The organism is Roseibium sp. RP-7 (assembly GCF_053005225.1).
The window spans coordinates 3,174,378-3,192,853 of sequence record NZ_JBRKQA010000001.1 but is presented as its reverse complement, the minus strand read 5'-3'; the positions used below and the strand labels follow the sequence as shown (position 1 = coordinate 3,192,853).

At 58.9% G+C, this 18,476-nt stretch carries 16 protein-coding genes and 3 tRNA genes; 11 read left to right on the top strand and 8 right to left on the bottom strand.

The annotated features are described in order from the left end of the window. Positions 1 to 33: 33 nt before the first annotated feature. From ACVDG9_RS14435 to ACVDG9_RS14420, 4 genes are all read right to left on the bottom strand, one after another. Positions 34 to 1,041, bottom strand: coding sequence for an ABC transporter ATP-binding protein (locus tag ACVDG9_RS14435; RefSeq protein ID WP_447238258.1), 1,008 nt, complete (start codon positions 1,039 to 1,041; stop codon positions 34 to 36). Continuing rightward, positions 1,038 to 2,975: a dipeptide/oligopeptide/nickel ABC transporter permease/ATP-binding protein gene (locus ACVDG9_RS14430; RefSeq protein ID WP_447238257.1), complete on the bottom strand. Its 1,938-nt coding sequence runs from the start codon at positions 2,973 to 2,975 to the stop codon at positions 1,038 to 1,040. Before ACVDG9_RS14430 ends, ACVDG9_RS14435 begins: the two co-directional genes overlap by 4 nt. Continuing rightward, positions 2,975 to 3,919, bottom strand: coding sequence for an ABC transporter permease (locus ACVDG9_RS14425; protein WP_023001138.1), 945 nt, complete (start codon positions 3,917 to 3,919; stop codon positions 2,975 to 2,977). The genes ACVDG9_RS14430 and ACVDG9_RS14425 overlap by 1 nt, the downstream gene beginning before the upstream one ends. A gap of 280 nt (positions 3,920 to 4,199) precedes the next feature. After that, positions 4,200 to 5,759 carry an ABC transporter substrate-binding protein gene (locus tag ACVDG9_RS14420; RefSeq protein ID WP_035908743.1) on the bottom strand — a complete coding sequence of 520 codons (1,560 nt, stop codon included), beginning with the start codon at positions 5,757 to 5,759 and terminating at the stop codon, positions 4,200 to 4,202. Between the two features lie 147 nt (positions 5,760 to 5,906). Between ACVDG9_RS14420 and ACVDG9_RS14415 the strand changes: the two genes are divergently transcribed. From ACVDG9_RS14415 to ACVDG9_RS14380, 8 genes are all read left to right on the top strand, one after another. Further along, entirely contained in the window at positions 5,907 to 7,148 is a 1,242-nt protein-coding gene (locus ACVDG9_RS14415; protein ID WP_447238256.1) for a Zn-dependent hydrolase, read from the top strand. Between the two features lie 159 nt (positions 7,149 to 7,307). Further along, on the top strand, positions 7,308 to 8,240 hold the full coding sequence (gene cyoA / locus ACVDG9_RS14410) for a ubiquinol oxidase subunit II (RefSeq protein WP_447238255.1): 933 nt from the start codon (positions 7,308 to 7,310) through the stop codon (positions 8,238 to 8,240). Further along, positions 8,240 to 10,279 (top strand): cytochrome o ubiquinol oxidase subunit I, encoded by a 2,040-nt coding sequence (gene cyoB, locus ACVDG9_RS14405; protein WP_447238254.1) that lies wholly within the window; start codon positions 8,240 to 8,242, stop codon positions 10,277 to 10,279. The genes cyoA and cyoB overlap by 1 nt, the downstream gene beginning before the upstream one ends. 11 nt (positions 10,280 to 10,290) lie before the next feature. Beyond that, complete coding sequence (cyoC, locus tag ACVDG9_RS14400) at positions 10,291 to 10,884, top strand: cytochrome o ubiquinol oxidase subunit III (protein ID WP_023001143.1); 594 nt, start codon at positions 10,291 to 10,293, stop codon at positions 10,882 to 10,884. A 9-nt stretch (positions 10,885 to 10,893) separates the two neighbouring features. Continuing rightward, on the top strand, positions 10,894 to 11,199 hold the full coding sequence (gene cyoD / locus ACVDG9_RS14395) for a cytochrome o ubiquinol oxidase subunit IV (protein ID WP_023001144.1): 306 nt from the start codon (positions 10,894 to 10,896) through the stop codon (positions 11,197 to 11,199). A gap of 66 nt (positions 11,200 to 11,265) precedes the next feature. After that, complete coding sequence (locus ACVDG9_RS14390; protein WP_447238253.1) at positions 11,266 to 11,535, top strand: hypothetical protein; 270 nt, start codon at positions 11,266 to 11,268, stop codon at positions 11,533 to 11,535. A gap of 120 nt (positions 11,536 to 11,655) precedes the next feature. Beyond that, positions 11,656 to 12,873 (top strand): FAD-dependent oxidoreductase, encoded by a 1,218-nt coding sequence (locus ACVDG9_RS14385; protein WP_447238252.1) that lies wholly within the window; start codon positions 11,656 to 11,658, stop codon positions 12,871 to 12,873. Continuing rightward, a complete protein-coding gene (locus ACVDG9_RS14380) occupies positions 12,870 to 13,862 on the top strand; it encodes a glycosyltransferase family 2 protein (protein ID WP_447238251.1) in 993 nt (330 codons plus the stop codon). The genes ACVDG9_RS14385 and ACVDG9_RS14380 overlap by 4 nt, the downstream gene beginning before the upstream one ends. Before the next feature lie 52 nt (positions 13,863 to 13,914). Here the strand turns inward: ACVDG9_RS14380 and ACVDG9_RS14375 are convergent. Continuing rightward, a tRNA-Thr gene (locus ACVDG9_RS14375) sits at positions 13,915 to 13,990 on the bottom strand. A gap of 679 nt (positions 13,991 to 14,669) precedes the next feature. On the opposite strand from ACVDG9_RS14375, the gene ACVDG9_RS14370 reads away from it, so the two are divergent. Then, positions 14,670 to 15,860, top strand: a complete 1,191-nt coding sequence (locus tag ACVDG9_RS14370) for an MFS transporter (protein WP_447238250.1) — start codon at positions 14,670 to 14,672, stop codon at positions 15,858 to 15,860. 25 nt (positions 15,861 to 15,885) lie between these two features. On the opposite strand, the gene ACVDG9_RS14365 is transcribed toward ACVDG9_RS14370, so the two are convergent. The 3 genes from ACVDG9_RS14365 to ACVDG9_RS14355 form a co-directional block, all read right to left on the bottom strand. Then, positions 15,886 to 16,701 (bottom strand): TrmH family RNA methyltransferase, encoded by an 816-nt coding sequence (locus ACVDG9_RS14365; RefSeq protein ID WP_447238249.1) that lies wholly within the window; start codon positions 16,699 to 16,701, stop codon positions 15,886 to 15,888. 72 nt (positions 16,702 to 16,773) lie between these two features. After that, positions 16,774 to 17,277, bottom strand: a complete 504-nt coding sequence (locus tag ACVDG9_RS14360) for a PaaI family thioesterase (RefSeq protein ID WP_055654727.1) — start codon at positions 17,275 to 17,277, stop codon at positions 16,774 to 16,776. After that, positions 17,274 to 17,804, bottom strand: coding sequence for a MarR family winged helix-turn-helix transcriptional regulator (locus ACVDG9_RS14355; RefSeq protein WP_447238248.1), 531 nt, complete (start codon positions 17,802 to 17,804; stop codon positions 17,274 to 17,276). Before ACVDG9_RS14355 ends, ACVDG9_RS14360 begins: the two co-directional genes overlap by 4 nt. Before the next feature lie 418 nt (positions 17,805 to 18,222). On the opposite strand from ACVDG9_RS14355, the gene ACVDG9_RS14350 reads away from it, so the two are divergent. Continuing rightward, a tRNA-Tyr gene (locus ACVDG9_RS14350) sits at positions 18,223 to 18,307 on the top strand. Positions 18,308 to 18,329: 22 nt separating this feature from the next. Further along, a tRNA-Gly gene (locus tag ACVDG9_RS14345) sits at positions 18,330 to 18,403 on the top strand. Positions 18,404 to 18,476: the final 73 nt, after the last annotated feature.

The window sequence follows — 18,476 nt, the reverse complement described above, 5'->3', positions numbered from 1 at the left end:
GGTTAATCTGCATTGCCTTGTTTTTTGGGGAGCCTATGCCTTCCCGAGTGGGTGATAGCAAGCCGCAACGTGATTGTTGCCGCCTTTGGCCTCGTCTGGTGACGGTTTGCCGGCAACGCAGATATCCGTGCGGTAGGCACAGCGCGCGGCAAAGGCGCAGCCTTCAGGGGGATTGTAGGGATCCGGCAATTCGGCAGAGGCGTCTTCGGACATCAGGTCGTGCCGCCCGGGGGCGGGCGCGGAGCGCATTAGCAGATCCGTATAGGGATGTAGCGGCTTGCGGAAGATTTCTCTGGCTGGACCCAGTTCGGCCATCCGGCCGAAGTACATCACCGCCACGCGGTCGCTGACACTTTCCACCACGGAAAGATCGTGGCTGATGAAGATGTAGGTGAGGCCGAAGTCGTCCTTCAGCTTGTCCAGCAGGTTCAGCACCTGGGCTTGCACCGACACATCGAGGGCAGACACGGGCTCATCAAGCACGATCAGCTCCGGCCCGGCCGCAAGGGCCCGCGCAATGCCGATCCGCTGCGCCTGGCCGCCGGAGAATTCATGCGGGTAGCGTTCCAGGAACTCCGGCGCCAGGTTGACCGCCTGCAACAGTTCGGCAAGGCGCTTCTCGCGACCATCGGAATTCAGGTTTGTCAGGTGCTTGAGCGGCGCTTCCAGGATGGTCCTGATGGTCTTGCGCGGATTGAGCGAGGCAACCGGATCCTGAAAGACATATTGAACCTTGCGGGCGAGAGCGTTGCGGTCCTTTTTTGCCAGTGCCGCAAGATCCTCACCGTTGAAGGTGATCGAGCCGGAAGTCGGTAGATCGAGACCGACGACGAGGCGCGCGAGGGTGGACTTGCCGCAGCCGGACTCTCCGACGACACCCAGGGTCTCTCCCTTCTTTACATCGAGACTGAGACCCTGAACCGCGTGCACGGCGGGAAGATGACCGCCAAAGAGCTTCCGACCGCCGCCGAAAATGCGCTCGACATCCTGAATGGTCAGAAGCGCTTCGCTGTCCATGTGGTTCTGGCTTATCTCGTTCATGCGGTCGCTCCGGAATTCAGCGGAAAGAGGCAGCGCACACCGCGGGTTTCGGAAGACATCTCAAGGTTGATCTCGCCGGTCCGGCAGGAGGCCTGTGCGTGCGGACACCGCTCGGCAAAGGCGCAACCGTCCGGCAGGTTGTTTACCACGGGCGGGCGGCCCTCGATTGCATCCAGACGACGGTCCGGTTCGCCCAGAACCGGCACGCATTCGATCAGCTTGGCGGTGTAGGGATGACGCGGGTTCGCCAGAACATCTTCCGTCGTTCCTGTTTCAACGATACGGCCCGCATACATCACCGCAACACGGTCACAAAGGGCGGAGACAACGCCGAAATCATGGGTGATGAAAAGGATTGCAGCGTTCCGTTCGCGTCGCAGGCCGTTCATCAGCGTCAGGATTTGCGATTGCACGGTGACGTCGAGCGCGGTGGTCGGCTCGTCCGCAATCAGCACCTTGGCATCGTTGGCGAGCGCCATGGCAATGCAGACCCTTTGGCGCATGCCACCGGAAAGCTCGTGCGGGTAGGCGGACAATCGTTCCTTCGCATTCGGGATCCGCACAAGTGAAAGCAGTTCAACGGCCTTCTCCCGGGCTTTCGAGCCGGACACGGGCTGGTGGGTGGTGATAGCTTCCGTCAACTGATCGCCAACGGTGAAGAGCGGGTGCAGCGTCGACAGCGGATCCTGGAAGACATAGGCAACCGAACCGCCTCTGAGGTCCCGGATACGCCGGTCGCTTGCCGCAAAAAGATCTTCGCCGTCGAGATAGGCGGCGCCGCCGGCAATCCGGCCGGGTGGTGTCGGCACAAGGCCCATGATGGACATGGCTGTTACCGACTTGCCGGATCCGGATTCTCCGACCACACCCAGGCATTCGCCCTCTTTCAGGTTCAGATCAACACCGCCGACTGCCTTGTAAACGGAGCTGCCGATCTGGAATTCGGTGCGCATCTGACGGACGTCCAGCACACCGCCCTTTTCCGAAGGCGCGGGGATCTCGTCTGCCTTGCGATGCACCGCTGTTCGTGAGACCGGCCGGGTGAGGGACCCGGCACGCAGGCGCGGGTCGAGGATATCGCGAACACCGTCGCCGAAGAGGTTGATACTCATGACCAGCGCAAAGATCATCAGGCCCGGAATGATGGAGACATGCGGCGCAGTGAAGAGGATCTTGCGGCCTTCACCCAGCATGGAGCCAAGGTCTGCCTGTGGCGGCTGGGCACCCAGGCCGAGGAAGGACAGGCCGGCCGTTTCGAGGATCATCCAGCCGACGGTCGTCGACATGGTGATGACGATGACCGGCAAGACGTTAGGCAGAATTTCCAGAAACAGGATTTGTACCGGCGACTTGCCGGACAGCCGTGCCGCATCAACAAACTCTCTTCGGGATAGCCCGAGCGTAATACCGCGAATGTTGCGGGCAAAGAACGGTATGTTGACGAGCGCGATGGCGTAAAGCGCGTTGAGCAGCCCAGGGCCGAGCACGGCGACGATGGCCAGTGCCAACAGAATGTAGGGAAACGCCATCACCATATCGATGCCGCGCATGATCAGAGTGTCCGTTCGCCCGCCTGCGTATCCGGCGACCAGTCCCAGAAGCGAGCCGAAGAAGGCAGCGATTATTGTTGCCGACAGACCGACGGCAAGCGATATGCGTGTCCCCCAGATCAGCCGCGAAAGGATGTCCCTGCCCAAGTGATCGGTGCCAAGCAGGTGTCCTTCGGTAAGGACCGGCAGAAGTCGGTCTGCCGGGGCGGTAACGTCCGGGTTCGCCAGCGGCAGGATCGGCGCTGCCAGAGCGATAAGACAGATCAGCACCAGAACGACAAGGCCGCTGGTTGCCAGCGAATTGTTGAGCAGCAGCGCAAGTGTTCCTGGGCGCGAGGACTTTGCCTTCTCCTTGGAAGGGGCGCTCATGGTCGTGTCACTCATCAGCGCAACCTCGGATCAAGAATGGTCTGCACCACGTCTGCGAGCAGATTGAAGAGAACATAGGCGGCGGCGACCACCAGAACCCCGCCCTGGACCAGCAGCAGATCGCGGGTGGAAATGGCGGTCACGAGCATGGATCCGATGCCCGGCCACTGGAACACCGTCTCGATATAGACAGCACCGCCGATGACAAAGCCGGCCTGGATGCCGATGACCGGCACCACGCCGACGAGGGCCGACTTGAATGCGTGCTTATAGATGACCTTGCGTTCCGACAGGCCCTTGGCGCGGGCGGTGCGGATATAGTCCTGACGCAGCACTTCCAGCATGGCGGTGCGTGTCAACCGGGCGATGACACCAGTCGCGACCACCGAAAGCGTCAGCGCAGGCAGGGTGAGGTGATGGATCAGGTCGGGCAAGTCGCCGCCACCATAGATCGCGTACATGCCGGACGCCGGAAACAGGCGCAGATTGACGGCAAAGACCAGGATCAGCAGCAGGCCGAGCCAGAAAGACGGGGTCGAGATACCGATCAGAACGAGCAGCGTGATGATCTTGTCCGCCCAGCCGTACTGACGGACGGCAGAGACAATACCGGCAAGAAGGCCGAAGATCGAGCACAGGATGAGCGAGGTTCCGGCCAGAATGAGGGTTGCTGAAAAGCGCTCCATCACTTCATCCAGCACCGGACGATTGAGCGTGTAGGAGCGGCCGAGATCACCCTGGAACAGGTTGCCGATCCAGATGACGTATTGCTCGAACAGGGTTTTGTCGAGGCCGAGATCGCGGTTGAGCTTGGCGACATTTTCCGGTGTCGCGTAGGAGCCGAGAATGGCAGTTGCCGGGTCTCCCGGGATCATCGCCATGATCAGGAAGACGATGATCGTCAGCCCGAACAGGACCGGGATGGCAGCCAGCAGACGCTTGGCGATATAGGAAGCCAATGGTCTCTCCCTCTTTCTGAGTGCGGCCGGCCATTTCCTGAAGCCTCGCCGCCTCCGCAACCTCATCCTGAGGAGCGCATTTATGCGCGTCTCGAAGGATGGGCGGCACACTCCGGAGCAAGTGGCCCATCCTTCGAGACAGCGCCTTGCGCTTCCTCAGGATGAGGGAGTGTTGTGTCGCCGGGGTGCGCCTTTACGTTTCCTTCGGCACTTGCTGCGTGCAGGTCCGAATACGAAAATCCCGGCGAACCGTTCAAGGTCCGCCGGGAGACGTGTCGTCTTATTGAGGCTTCTTGACATCCTGAAGCATCAGGAAGAAGGACGGTTGCAGCTTGAAGTCTTCAACCGATGCCTTGGTGACGGCATTCTGTTTCCAGTTGGCAACGAAGACCCAGGGGGCGTCCTCCTGGACGATTTCCTGCATTTCCTTGTAGAGCCTTGCACGTTCTTCCTGGTTGGTTTCCTCGCGGGCATTTTCCAGAAGCTCGTCCACCTTGGCGTTGGAATAGTAGCCGGAGTTGAACCCGCCCTGTTCGGGCATCGCTTCGGTGCGCAGGGCCAGGAACGGAAGCGTGTCCGGGTCATTGGTCATCCAGGCCATTTCCGCCATGGAAGCCTTGCCTTGCAGACCCGGGTTCACCTTGCCGAGGAAGGTGTTCCATTCATAGGTCTCGATCTTGACCTTCATGCCGACGGCCTGGAGATCGGCCTGGATGGCCGTGCCCATGGCAACCGGGTCGAGCATGCCGGAGCCGCCTTCGGTGACATAGAAAGTCACTTCCTGTCCGGCGTATTCAGCTTCCTTCAGGAGTTCCTTGGCCTTTTCCGGATCGTAGGGATAGGGCTCCAGGCTCTCGTTGTATGCCCAGGCAAAGGCAGGAGGTGTCGGCCCTGCTGCGACGTCGGCCGTACCTTGCAGGATGTTTTCCACCAGCGCCTTCTTGTTGATGGCGTAGTTGGCGGCCTGGCGCGCGGCCTTGACGTCAAACGGTGCTTCGCGGGTGTTCAGGATCAGGAACCAGACGTGAGGTCCGGCCTGTTCCAGCACCTTGAACGTTGAATCGTCCTTGAACTGCTGCAGGCTGTCCGGCGGGACTTCAACCATCACGTCCAGTCCGCCGGAGAGCATTTCGGCGATCCTTGTGTTGGCGTCGGTGATCGGACGGTAGATCAACGCTTCCAGGTCCGGAGCGCCATCCCAGTAGTCTTCGTTCTTGACGGCAACCACCTTGGCGTTGGCTTCCCATTCGGCAAACTTGTAGGCGCCGGTACCGGACGGATTGCGGCCGAAATCCTTGCCGTATTGCTTGACGGCCTCGGGCGAGACAATCAGACCCGTCGGATAGGCAAGGTTCGACAGGAACGGCGCGTAAGGGGCACTGAGGTTGAAGGTGACGGTGGTTTCGTTGTCGACGACCACGTCCTCAACGGTGGAGAAGAAGAACGCGAGCGGGAAGGGACCCGTATCGTGATAAGGGTTTTCCTCGTTCAGCATACGGTCGAAGTTGAACTTCACCGCTTCCGCGTTGAAGGGGGAACCGTCGTGGAACTTGATGCCTTCACGCAGCTTGAACGTGTAGGTCTTGCCGTCTTCCGAAATGGTCCAGCTTTCGGCAAGGGACGGTTCGACTTCCAGGGTGCCGTCCTTGTAGCGCACAAGTCCGTCATACAAGTTCACCAGAATGCGGAAATCGTTGACCGCGGTGACGGCGTGCGGGTCGAGTGACTTTGGTTCCGCGATCTGGCCGACAACCAGAACATTGGGCGGAGTTTGCGCCTGCACCTGGGGTGCAAAGGCGAGGAAGGCCGAGGCGAAAGCCGCGGCTAGGAATCTTTTCATGACCATTCCCCTCGTTGTTTCTGACGAATAATTAATCATGATTAATTGCAATGCTGCAATAATTATTTCATATTTATTTTCGCTCGAGGGTTGTGCTCTCGATGCCAGATAAACGCTTAAGCGCTGATAAATAAGGGGGAAACAAGGATGCCGCAGCACGCAATCCGTATCGACCCGGAGCGTCTCAAAACGCTTCTCAACGGAGTGAATCGCTTCGGCTTTGTTCCTGAAACCGGCGGCTACACGCGACCAGGCTTCACTCGGGTCGATCTGGAGTGCAGGGATTGGTTCGAGGCACAGATGAAGGCCGACGATCTGCAGGTGTGGAGAGACGGCGCACTCAACCTGTTTGGCCGGTATGGACCTGAGGACGGGCCGTGCGTCATGGCCGGATCGCATCTCGACACCGTGGTCAATGGCGGTGCTTTTGACGGAGCGCTCGGCGCCTGTGTTGCGCTGGAATGCGTGCGAACGATGAAGGATGCCGGAATAACGCCCCGGACAGCGATCGAAGTTGCCGCGACTTCCGAAGAAGAGGGCCGTTTCGGGGGCATGCTCGGCTCACAGGCCATATCCGGGGCGATCACTCCGGCATGGATCGAGCAGGCCATTGATGCCGACGGGATCCGGCTGCGCGATGCCATGAACAGTCTGGGTCTCGAGCCGATGGACATCCTGAAAGCAGCCCGGCCGGCCGGTTCGATAAATGCCTTTCTGGAACTCCATATCGAGCAGGGGCCGGTTCTTGAAGCCGAAGAATTTCCCATCGGCATCGCCGAGGAGGTTTCCGGTGTCTGTTATCTGGAGTTAGAACTGACGGGAATCGCCAATCATTCCGGGACAACACCCATGCATCTGCGGGCGGATGCATTTGCCGGGCTTTCCGAGCTTGCCGGGACGATTCCGGATCTGATCCAGATGCACGGCACCGACCAGAGCCGGTTTACAATTGGTCATGTCGAACTTTCGCCGAACCATCCCCACACGATTCCAGGTCGCGCAGTCTTTTCGGTGATTCTGCGTGACACGTCGGAAGAGATAATGGTGGGGCTGAAATCGCGTTTTCTGGAAAGCGCCGACATTGTCGCCAACCGGCACCGACTGAAATTGAACAAGACCGAGAGGAGCTGGTTGTCACCGGTTTCGCTGGATGGCGAGCTTGCCGACAAGCTCGCCGACCTTGCCGAACGCAACGAATTACCGGCGCGGCGTATGCCTTCCGGAGCCGGTCACGATGCCCAGACAATGCAGTCTTTCTGCCCTTCCGGGCTGATCTTCGTTCCCAGCCGGGCCGGCATAAGCCATGCTCCCGAAGAACACAGCGACTGGTCGGATATCGAGAAGGGGGCGAACCTCATGCTGCAGGCGTTGCTCGACTTGTCCGGCTAACCTGTTTGCTGGTGTCTTCCGGCTTCTGCAACTTTCGCTCTTTCAATGCCGCGCGGGCTCGGCTAGGCTTTTCAAAAGTAAAGCATATCGTTCCTGGCGGGCGCGCCGCCACAAGTGTTGCAAACAGACAGTCCCTATCCATTTTTCAACGGGGGTGCCATGGTTGATCGGATTGCCGGACTAAGGGTCCGTATTGCCTTGAGGTCTGCCGCGACGGTCGGCCTCGTATGCCTTTTCCCGTTGTTACAAGGTTGTGCGCTTTCCGATGCGCCGGTGCTCTTCCCGAAAGGGCCTATCGCGTTGGCGGAACGGGATCTGCTGTTCACGGCATTCGGCATCATGATGATCGTCGCCATTCCCGCGATCATACTAACGCTGCTGTTCGCCTGGCGATATCGCAAGCGCAATGGCAACACCGCGGATTATGCGCCCGAGTGGGATGGTTCCTGGGGCATTGAAGCCGTGGTCTGGCTGGTTCCAGCTGCGATTGTGATTGTCATCGGAACCATTGTCTGGGATGCGACCCACAGACTTGACCCTTACAAGGCCCTGGCGTCCGACAAGCCGGCTTTCAAGGTGCAGGCCGTCGCGCTCGACTGGAAATGGCTGTTCTTATACCCGGAACTCGGCACGGCCAGCGTGAATGAACTGGCCTTTCCCGCAGACAGGCCGCTGACCATCGAGATCACTTCCGACACGGTCATGAATTCGCTGATGATCCCCGCACTTGGTGGCCAGATCTACGCCATGGCGGGCATGCGCTCCGAACTTAACCTGATCGCAGATGGTCCAGGCACCTTCAACGGCCGCAACACAATGTATTCCGGCGATGGTTTTTCCGACCAGCACTTCAAGGCTCATGCCATGAACGAAGCGGATTTCGCCGCCTGGAAGGAAAAGGCAACAGGATCCGCTGATGTGCTGGACGCCAAGACGTATATGGACCTGCACAAGCAGAGCGTTGCCGATCCAGTCCGGCATTATTCGTCTTACGAGACGGATCTCTTTTCGATCATCCTGCGCAAATACGCGCCGATTGTCGGCCCTTACGAAAGCAAGGCCGCCGAACTCATCTGCCGGGGGGCTGTTTGATGCTGGGACGTCTTACGATTGAGGCCCTGCCGTTCTATTCCTGGGTGGCCATGGGTGGGGCGGCAGTAACCGTTGGCGGCGGCATTGCCGTGTTTCTGCTGATCACCTGGCTGCGCGCATGGAAAGTTCTCTGGACAGACTGGCTGACCAGCGTCGATCACAAGAAGATCGGCATCATGTATGTGGTGCTGGCTCTGGTGATGCTGGTGCGCGGGTTTGTCGATGCCCTCATGATGCGGGCGCAACAGGCGGTTTCCCTGAACAGCGAAGGTTACCTCCCGCCGGAGCATTTCGAGCAGATTTTCTCCTCCCACGGCACGATCATGATCTTTTTCGTGGCCATGCCGTTCCTGACCGGGCTCATCAACATCATCGTGCCGCAACAGATCGGCGCGCGGGATGTCGCCTTTCCGTTCCTGAATTCCGTCAGCCTCTGGATGACGGCAGCCGGTGCCGGGCTGGTGCTGATATCGCTTGTGGTCGGCAAGTTCTCTCAAGCCGGCTGGACCGGGTATCCGCCATACTCCGGGGCTGAATACAGTCCGGGCGTGGGGGTCGACTACTGGCTATGGGCGCTGATCATCAGCGGGGTGGGCAGTACGCTTTCAGGCATCAACTTCATCGTGACCATCGTCAAGAACCGCTGCCCGGGCATGACTTTCATGCGCATGCCGATGTTCACCTGGACGACACTGTGCATTTCCATCCTGATTGCCTTTGCCTTTCCGGCGCTGACGGTGGTCGCCGGTCAGTTGACACTCGATCGCACGCTTGGCTTCCATTTCTTCACCAACGGTGACGGCGGCAACATGATGATGTTTGCCAACCTGCTGTGGATCTGGGGTCATCCTGAGGTCTACATCCTGATCTTGCCGGCCTTCGGTATCTTTTCCGAAGTGGTGGCGACATTCTCGCGCAAGCGGCTATTCGGTTACACTTCACTGGTCTATGCGACCGCCTGTATCGCGCTGCTGTCGTTCACAGTCTGGCTGCACCACTTCTTCACGATGGGCTCGTCTGCCAATGTGAATGCCATATTCGGCATCGCAACGATGATCATCGCGGTGCCGACGGGGGTGAAGATCTTCGACTGGCTGTTCACCATGTACAAGGGCCGGATCGAGTTTCACACGTCCATGGTCTACACCATCGGCTTCATGGTGACCTTCGTCATCGGTGGCGTGACCGGGGTGCTGCTGGCCCTGCCGCCCGCCGACTACCTGATGCACAATTCCACCTTCCTGGTGGCGCACTTCCACAACATGCTGATCCCGGGCGCTCTTTTCGGTTATTTCGCCGGCATGAACTACTGGTTCCCCAAAGCCTTCGGTTTCAAGCTTGACGCCAAATGGGGCATGCGGTCCTTCTGGTGCTGGATCATCGGTTTCTATCTCGCCTTCATGCCGCTCTACGTCCTTGGCTTCAAGGGCATGAGCCGGCGGATGGAGCATTATGCCGACCCCACCTGGCAACCCTATCTGATCGTCGCTGCGATCGGGGCTCTGTTCGTCCTGTGCGGCATCGCCTGTATCGCCATCCAGCTTTACGTTTCAGCCAGAAAATGGGGATCCGCCAGGGACATCACGGGGGACCCGTGGAACGGACGTACCCTGGAATGGGCGACGTCCTCTCCGCCAGCTGCCTATAACTTCGCGGTTCTGCCCGAGGTGACCGACATCGACGCGTTCCACGACATGAAGATCCGGGGGGAGGCCTATCAGCCGCCGCAGCATTACGAAGACATCGTCATGCCGAAAAACACCTGGATCGGCCCGGTGCTTGGTGCGCTGGCCTTTGTGCTCGGTTTTGCCTTCATCTGGTACATCTGGTGGCTCGTCGCCCTGAGCTTCATGCTGTCTCTCGTATGTGTTGGTATCCGGGCGTCCGACGACAACAGCGAATTCGTGTTGCCGGCAGCAGAAGTCGCCCGGATCGAGCGTGAACGCCTCGGTCAGATCTCGCCGGCCGACCTGCACGACATGCGCGATTTTGTGCCGCGCGGTGCCGCCTCTGGCGCACCGTTGTCCGGAACGGTTTGAGGGAGGGGCCGATGTCTGCTGCAACCATCCTTGAAGAGGAAGAGAAGCACTCCCTTCATTCCAGGGAGTTCGGGTTCTGGATCTATCTGATGACCGACGCGGTCATCTTCGCGCTGTTGTTTGCGACCTACGCTGTCCTTTCGGAAAATTCCGCAGCCGGTCCGACGTCAAAAGAGCTCTTCGATCTCAGCAGGACTGCCGTTGAAACCGGCTTGCTGCTGGTCTCCAGCCTGACGTTCGGGATGGCGAGCATTGCGCTGATGAATGACCAGAAGGGCCGCGTGGTCCAATGGCTCTTTGTGACCTTGCTGCTCGGCTTCGCGTTTCTGGCAATGGAGCTGAGTGAATTTGCCGGCATGATCGAAAAAGGTGCGGGGCCGGAAGTAAGCGGCTTCCTGTCTGCTTTCTTCACGCTGGTGGGTACACACGGACTGCACGTTGCGTTCGGGGCACTCGGGATCGTGGTTATGATTGGCCAGATCATGGTCAAGGGCCTGACGCCGCCGGTTCGTTCCCGGTTGATGCGGCTCGGGCTATTCTGGCATTTTCTCGATATTGTCTGGATCGGGATCTTTTCGGCGGTCTATCTGCCGGGCGTTCTATAGGGGGCACATATGAACCATTCCGCTGAACGCAGCCTGTCTACCTATCTCACCGGGTTTGTGCTTGCAGTTGTGCTGACGGCAATTCCCTTCGCCCTGGTCTGGGGCGGACTGCTCACAGGCAGTGCCGTATATTTCGTCATCGCTGTTGCCGCGGTTCTGCAGGTGATCGTTCACCTGGTCTTTTTTCTACACATCGACCTGAAATCCACCCCGGTCGAAAACCTGTTCTTTCTGGCCTTTGCCGCGGTGCTCATTTTCATCATGGTCGGCGGCAGTCTCTGGATCATGATGGATCTGCATCACCGCATGCAGTGAATGCCTGGTCGCCATTGAGGCGTCTCGCCGCGATCGACGACCAGCCTGTCCGAAAGGGAGAATGACATGAGATGCAATCGCAATCCGCTTGCCGGAGGTCTTCTGGCCGCAGGGCTGATGCTGGCCGCTACCAACGGTGCACTTGCCGACTGTCAGGCGGACATCGACAAGGTTGAAAATGCCGTTACCCACTCCGAGAGGGAGGGTATCGACATCACTGTTGCAGAGAAGATGCGCGCACTGCTCCAGGAAGCGAACAAGGAACGGCACGCAGGCAACGAAGCAAAATGCCAGGAGCTGATCAACCAGGCAAAATACATCGGCGACGTGGAATGACGACCGATAATGTATCTGTTCCACTGGTCGGTTTGCTGCGCTTGAGGTAAGAGAACCCGTTCCGGAACAGGTGTGGGGAAACATGATTTCGGTCGTTCTTGGATGAAATCGTGCCGGGACATGGCGATTGTGGGGGCCGGCATTGCCGGCTCGATCGCAGCTCTGGAGCTTGCTGATCGCGGTAACCGCGTCGTGCTTTACGATGCCGGGGCAGAACCGCTGACTGCGGCGTCGCTGGTCAACGAAGGCAAGATCCATCTCGGGTTCGTTTACGGCGGGGACAGTTCAGGTCTGACCGCGCGGCGCATGATCGACGGCGCGCTTCAGTTTCGGTCCATCGTGTGCCGGTGGATGGCGCAGGACCTGTTCGCTTCTTCCGTAACGCAACCATTCGATTATGCCGTTCCCGAGGGGTCTCAGCTTTCCGCGGGTGCGGTAGAACAGCACTTTGTGCTGGTGCAGGATATCTTCCGCGAGCGGCTAGCGGCACCAAATGCAGACTACCTCGGCGAAGTGGATCTACCAGCCTTCCGGCGCCTGACCTCCCATCCTTATGGCTCTGACGCTGGCAAGATCGAGGCGGCCTTCGGAACGCCGGAACGATCCGTCGACACGCGAGCCATTGCTGCTTCACTGCGCGCAGCGGTTCTTTCTCACCCGCGAATCGAATTCCGGTCCAATCACAGGGTGACGCGTTTCGAGACAAGCCGGTCCGGATGGCAAGTGGTTGGTGAACATCGTTCTGACGGACCATTTGACCGGGTGCTCAACGCGGCCTGGGAGCAGCGCCGCTTTCTTGATCATTCCAGCGGCTTTGCTGATGATGCCTCGTGGTTCCTGCGCTACAAAATGGCAGTGCTGCTGCCGGATGTTGTCGAAGATCTGGTGAATGTCACGCTCATGTTGGGGCGATACGGAGATGTCGTGCGGTATGAGTCAGGCCGGGTGTATCTGTCCTGGTATCCGTCAATGATGCTCGCCAGCACACGCGACCTTTTGCTTCCGCACCCAGAGATCGCTTCTTCCCGAAAGGCCGAAATTGTGCGCAGTTCCGTTGCCGCACTTGCAGCCTATTATCCGAAGTTAGCTGAGTTCCTGCGCTTTCCCGAGACGGACGAAGCACCGTTGATCGGCGGAGTTATCGACGCAAGGGGTGCAAGTGATATCGACGATCGCGTAAGCGATCTGCACAAGCGCAGCAGAATAGGCCCCAGCATCCTGGCGGATGGTTATTGCAGCCTTGATCCGGGCAAATACACGACCGCACCGATGTTCGCGCTTGAAGCGGCGGACGCGCTGGCATCTTCAAGCCGGGTTCATCAAGTCATCGCCTCATGAAGTTTCCTGCAATATGGCCATGGAAACGGCCTCGTCTGACAATCTGTATTCCTGCCTACCGGCCGAACGGGTTTCTGGAACGGGTGCTTGCGTCGGTGCAGGAGCAGAGCTTTCGCGACTTTCGTGTTGTCATGTCCAATGATGGCGGTTTCGAACGGGAAACCTTCGAACCGTTCCGGCGCATGGCAAACGTGCGTATCTACCATCAGCGGGGACGACTCGGCTGGGTGGAAAACGCCAATTGGCTGATCAGAAGGGTGAGGACGCCGTATTTTGCCATCCTGCCGCAAGACGACACCATTGAGCCGGACTATTACGCCGCGCTTGTGGACCTTCTGGAAAAGACACCCGCTGCCGGAAGCGCTTGCACCGCAATTCAGACCGTCGGCAGGCCGGATGAACACATCATCCGCAGCAAAAGCGTGAGCGGAGACCTGGAAGCGCGGGTCAGGCAGGTGTTCGGGATGAGTTATGCCGGCGTCAGTTTTCGGGCTGTCAATCGGACACCACCAAACCTTGGTGATCTGACCGTTCCCGGAAACCGGTTCGACAACATGTTCGCCGACAGTACCTGGATCATGCGCCAGGCGATCCAGGGAGAAATGCTTTATCTCGACCGGCCGCTCTACAGGAAGCTCTACCACGGCGGCAACACTCACACGAGCTGGCTGGAAACACCGGCCAAAACCCTTGCATCCGCCTGGATGCGTTATTGCCAGCAAATGGCACTCTATGCGGCACGGTCCGTGGCTGACGAGTATCAGCGCGAGGCCATATTCGATCTTGCCTGCGAGCGGGTCTTTTCCAGAAACAGCGAGTTGAGACCGCTAGCCGTCGGCACGGCATTCGACGCGATCTGGAGCCAGAGTGAACTGGATCTGCGCCAGGAGGGGATGAAGAAGATGCTGCGGCGTTCATTGATGCAGCGCCAGGGTGGCTGCAACGCGTGGCGAGAACATATGGTCCGCGTCGCCCGAGGCACGCAATAGCAAAGTGCCAGCGGCAAGCGACACAATAGAGTTTCAAACTGAATGGGGGAAATGGTGCCGGCAGCAGGATTCGAACCCGCGACCCCGAGATTACAAATCACGTGCTCTACCAGCTGAGCTATACCGGCGCCGGGGATGGCTTCTACCAGATTGGGCGCACTTGTCCATGCCCTGATTTGCATTTTTCGATTCTGATTCCGGAAAACCAGCTAAACCTCTCTGATAATTTCAAAAATTGGTTGGTCTCTGTGGATAGTTTCGCGTGCGCAGAGTTTCTGCGACCCAGAAATTCAGTATCGCGACGTCTCGATTCCAATGTCATTCCTGCAAATTGACGGAAGCAGTTGTGGCGTAGGCGCAATCAAGAGGCATCGTGTTCGTTCAGTGGGACAGCGCACGGCCATCTTGCAAGTTCCCTGGAACCGAATCATTTCCTTGCCTTGGCATAATATGCTCGCGCAGCACATCAAGCACTGATCCGCATAGCCGATATGCCCCTGATCAAGGTGGACGCTTGGCGACGTCCAACTGCGGCATCCGCCAATCCAGCGTTCGCAAGCGCTGAAGGGGCTCTGCGAAGAGAGGGGGTGGCAGCTTGCATGAACCGGGTTTTGCACCCATAAATGCGCACTCTGAATATCAGCCTGTCGCTTCCAGCGCGGGCTCCTCTGGTTTTACCGGAAGGCAGGCTGGATAGACCAAACACTGTTCGGTCCCGTCATCACTTCCGTTTCACCCTCAGTGGAAAATCTGCCGTGACACATGTGGTTCTGCTCGAAATCATGTGCGCCAATTGGATCGATTTAAATGACTGAAGCGCAGCGCATTTGCCTCATTTTCTATCTGCAGCCGATCGCACTCGGGGCTTGGCTGCCGCATATTCCAGGTGTCCAGACCACGCTTGGACTGACCAACAGCGAGTTGGCGATTGCGCTCGTCGGGGCGCCGGTCGGCACTTTGACAACCTTGATGATCGCAGGGCGCATTGCAGGCTGGATCGGCGCCAAGCGGATCACGCTGGTCTTTTATCCGGTCTTTCTTCTCGCCATGCTGTTGCCCTTCATGGCGACAACCCAGTGGCTTTTGATGGCCGCGCTCGCGCTTGTCGGCGGATCGATGTCCATCCTGGAACTCGGGCTCAACGTTCTGGCTGACGATTACGAGACGCGCACCCATCACAAGATCATGAGCAGAGCACACGGCTGCTGGAGCTTCGGGCTGCTGTCTGGAACGCTGATTGGCTCGGCTGTGGCGGGTTTTGCCCTGTCGCCCCTTCTGGCCGGTATCGCGATCGCGATCCTGGTTCAGGCCCTGGTGCTGCCTGTAATCCTGCGGTTGCCTTTGCCGCCCGAAGGGCAGTCGACCAAACCCGAGCAGCGCGGTTTCCGGTTGCCACATCCGGTTTTGCTTGGCGTCTGTTTTTTCACTTTTGGAACGACATTGGTGGAAGGGGCCGTTGCGGATTGGGCTGCGGTCTATCTCCGGGATGCCTTTGCCGCCAATCCGGGCCTCGCCGGGCTGGGCATATCGATCTTTTCGCTGTGTCTGGCTTCGACCCGGCTCATGGGAGACCGCTTGCGCCAGGTTGCGGCGCCAGGACGCCTGGGGCAGGTGCTTGCGCTCATCGGACTGATTGGTCTGAGCCTGATATGGCTTGCACCAAACGCGCCGATTGCACTTCTCGGTCTGGGAGTACTGGGATCGGGAGCAGCGCTCGCGTTTCCCCTTGGAGTGACCGCGGCATCCGCAGCGCCAGGAGGAAGTGCGGCTTCCAATGTCGCCGTGCTTTCCTTTGTGGCTCTGCTTGGCTTTCTGGTCGGGCCGCTCACCATCGGACCGCTCGCCGATGCCTTCGGTATTCGGGCGGCTCTCATGGTGCTGGCACCGATGATCGGTATCAGTCTGCTATTGGCGCCTTGCCTGACCCGGTCGGAGGCGACGCGGGCGAACAGAACTGCCGCCAGCTCCGTGACTGCAGCGCGCGGAGAGGCGCTTTGAATCGGATGGTGAAAGGAGAGGGGCCTTACAGCCCCATTTTCATCCGCGCCACATAGAGTGACAGTACAGCGGCATTTGAAACGTTGAGCGAGCGAATCTCGCCCGGCATGTCGAGGCGGGCTGTCAGGCCGCAGGCTTCGCGCACACCCTGACGCACGCCTTTGCCCTCCGAGCCCAGTACCAGAACTGTCCTGTCGCTGAACGGTGTCTCTTCAAGACTTGCCGGGCCATCGCTATCGAGGGCAATGCAGGAAAATCCTTCGTCCTTCATCTCGGCAATGAAGCGGGCCATGTTCTTCACCCGGACATGTTTGATCATGTCGAGTGCACCGGAAGCGGATTTCGCCAGAACGGAGCCTTCTTCCGGTGCATGGCGTTCCGTTGTTACCACCGCATCGGCATCGAGCGCGACAGCCGAGCGCAGGATTGCGCCGACATTGTGCGGATCCGTGACCTGGTCAAGTGCCAGCACGAGCCGCGCACCTTTCAGATGCTCGGCGCCATAAGCGGGCAGGGGATCGGCTTCCAGAATCATGCCCTGATGGACAGCATCCTTCGTCACCATCCGGTCCAGCGCGCGGGGCATCATGGATTCGATAGGGACATCGATCTTCACGCCACGTTCTTCGAGGCGGCGAACGGCATTTTCCGTTGCGAACAGCTTCAGCCGCTTGCGATCCTTGTTGGCAAAGGCTGCTTCAACGGTGTGGAGGCCGTAAAGCAGCACCGGGCCTTCCGGGGGGAGGCCCGGACGGCGCGGCGCAGGTTTGCCACCGAACTTCTTGTTGCCACGAAAGCCCGGCTTGCCGGCAGGGCGCGAAGGTTTCTTGTCGTCACTCATGGCGCAGCTCTACCGGGATTTCCACGTCAGGAAAAGAGGGAAAGACAGTGCGACTGTTCCATATCCATTGCCTCAAGAGGGCTTCAGGATCATGCAGCTGACAGTGCCATGGGCGATCAGTTTGCCGTTAGCGTCCCGCAGATCGCCTTCGGAGGTCGCCAGGCGGGAGCCGCGGTGGACGATCCGCCCCTCGCAAACCACTTCTCCGCTGGTTTCAAGCAGCGGGCGAACCATGTTCACGTTGAGCGATGTGGTGGTGTAGAATTCGCCGGGCTGCAGCGTGGTGTGTACCGCGCAGCTCAGCGCCGTGTCGATCAGCGTCGAAATCCAGCCACCATGGACCGTACCGAGCGGGTTCAGGAACTCGCGCGCTGGCTGGCCAGTGAAGACGGCCCGGCCTTCGGAGAATTCCTTCATCCTGATATTGGAATGTACCATGATCGGCGGGGCAGGCAGATCACCTGCCATCATGCGCTCGAAGATATCAAGCCCGGTCATGGTGGCAAAGGCTGCCTTTGGAAGTGCGCCAAGAGTGTGGGTCTTGCCGTTTTCAGTCAGGGTCTGGGGATCGCTCATGATTGGTGTCCTGAAAGGGTGGTCTCGTCGGGCTCTGATTGGGAGGCAGTGTCTGCGGCAGGTTTTTCCTGGCTTTCCAGAATGTGAACCGCCTTGCGCAACGTGGACATCTGGGTGCGAACGGCATCAGCGCCGTCCGGGCCAAGCAATGTGCTGACTTCTTCTTGTGCCTTGAGCCAGGTGCGGTGGATCTCAATCACCTTTGCCTCGCCCAGTTTTGTCAGCACTGGAAGAACCTTTCGGCCTTTGCCATCTTGCCGGGTTACAAGACCGGCAACTTCCAAAGGATTGAGGTTTCGGGCCAGCGTGGATCGGTCGATGCCGAGAAAACGGGCGATCTCTGCCGCCGAACTTGCAGATCCGTCGGCTATCGCAGCCAAAAGCTGGGCCTGGGTCAGTTCAAGGCCAAGCGCTGCCATGTGCCTATTATAATGACGGGTCAGAAGATTGGCGGTGCGCCGGGCAGCGTGACCGAGGCAGGTTCGGCCCATGTGCTGGAAATCGATATCTTTGAGAGAAGATGACATTTGTTGTAGATACAACAACTAAAGAATCTGCTCAAGGGCGCAGTCGTGTCCGACAGGTTTTTCAAAAGGGCAGCAGGTGCAGGCATTGGCACAAATGGCCTCGTCAAAGGAACGGGCGCGTTGTTGAAAGTTGTCCACAGGCTGGGGTCGCGTGATGCCGGATTTTCAGCAAAACGCAGGGGAACCGTGACATCGCAGCCATGCTGCGGCAATCTGGTGGTGCCATCGGCCTTGGCAATAGCTCACGTTCGAAGCCTCTGTTTCGAGCGTCCTGCTGATTTTGTTCATTTCTTTGCAAAATCGGCGTTGACAGGGCGGGGCCCTATCTGCATAACACGCGCCACGGGATTGCTCGCCCCTTCCGGGCGGGCTCTTCGGTAAGCCATCCTGATCGCTTCGGCGTGAAGCAGGACGAGATGGAGGAGTGCCCGAGTGGCTAAAGGGGACGGACTGTAAATCCGTTGGCTATGCCTACGTTGGTTCGAATCCAACCTCCTCCACCATCGTTCCTGGTTCTCTCGTTGTGCGGGTGTAGCTCAATGGTAGAGCAGCAGCCTTCCAAGCTGACGACGAGGGTTCGATTCCCTTCACCCGCTCCATCATGGGTGCTGATCGGAGTGTCCGGAACGGAAGGCTCTTTCGCCCGGAAATCCTGACAAGAAGTTCAACGGG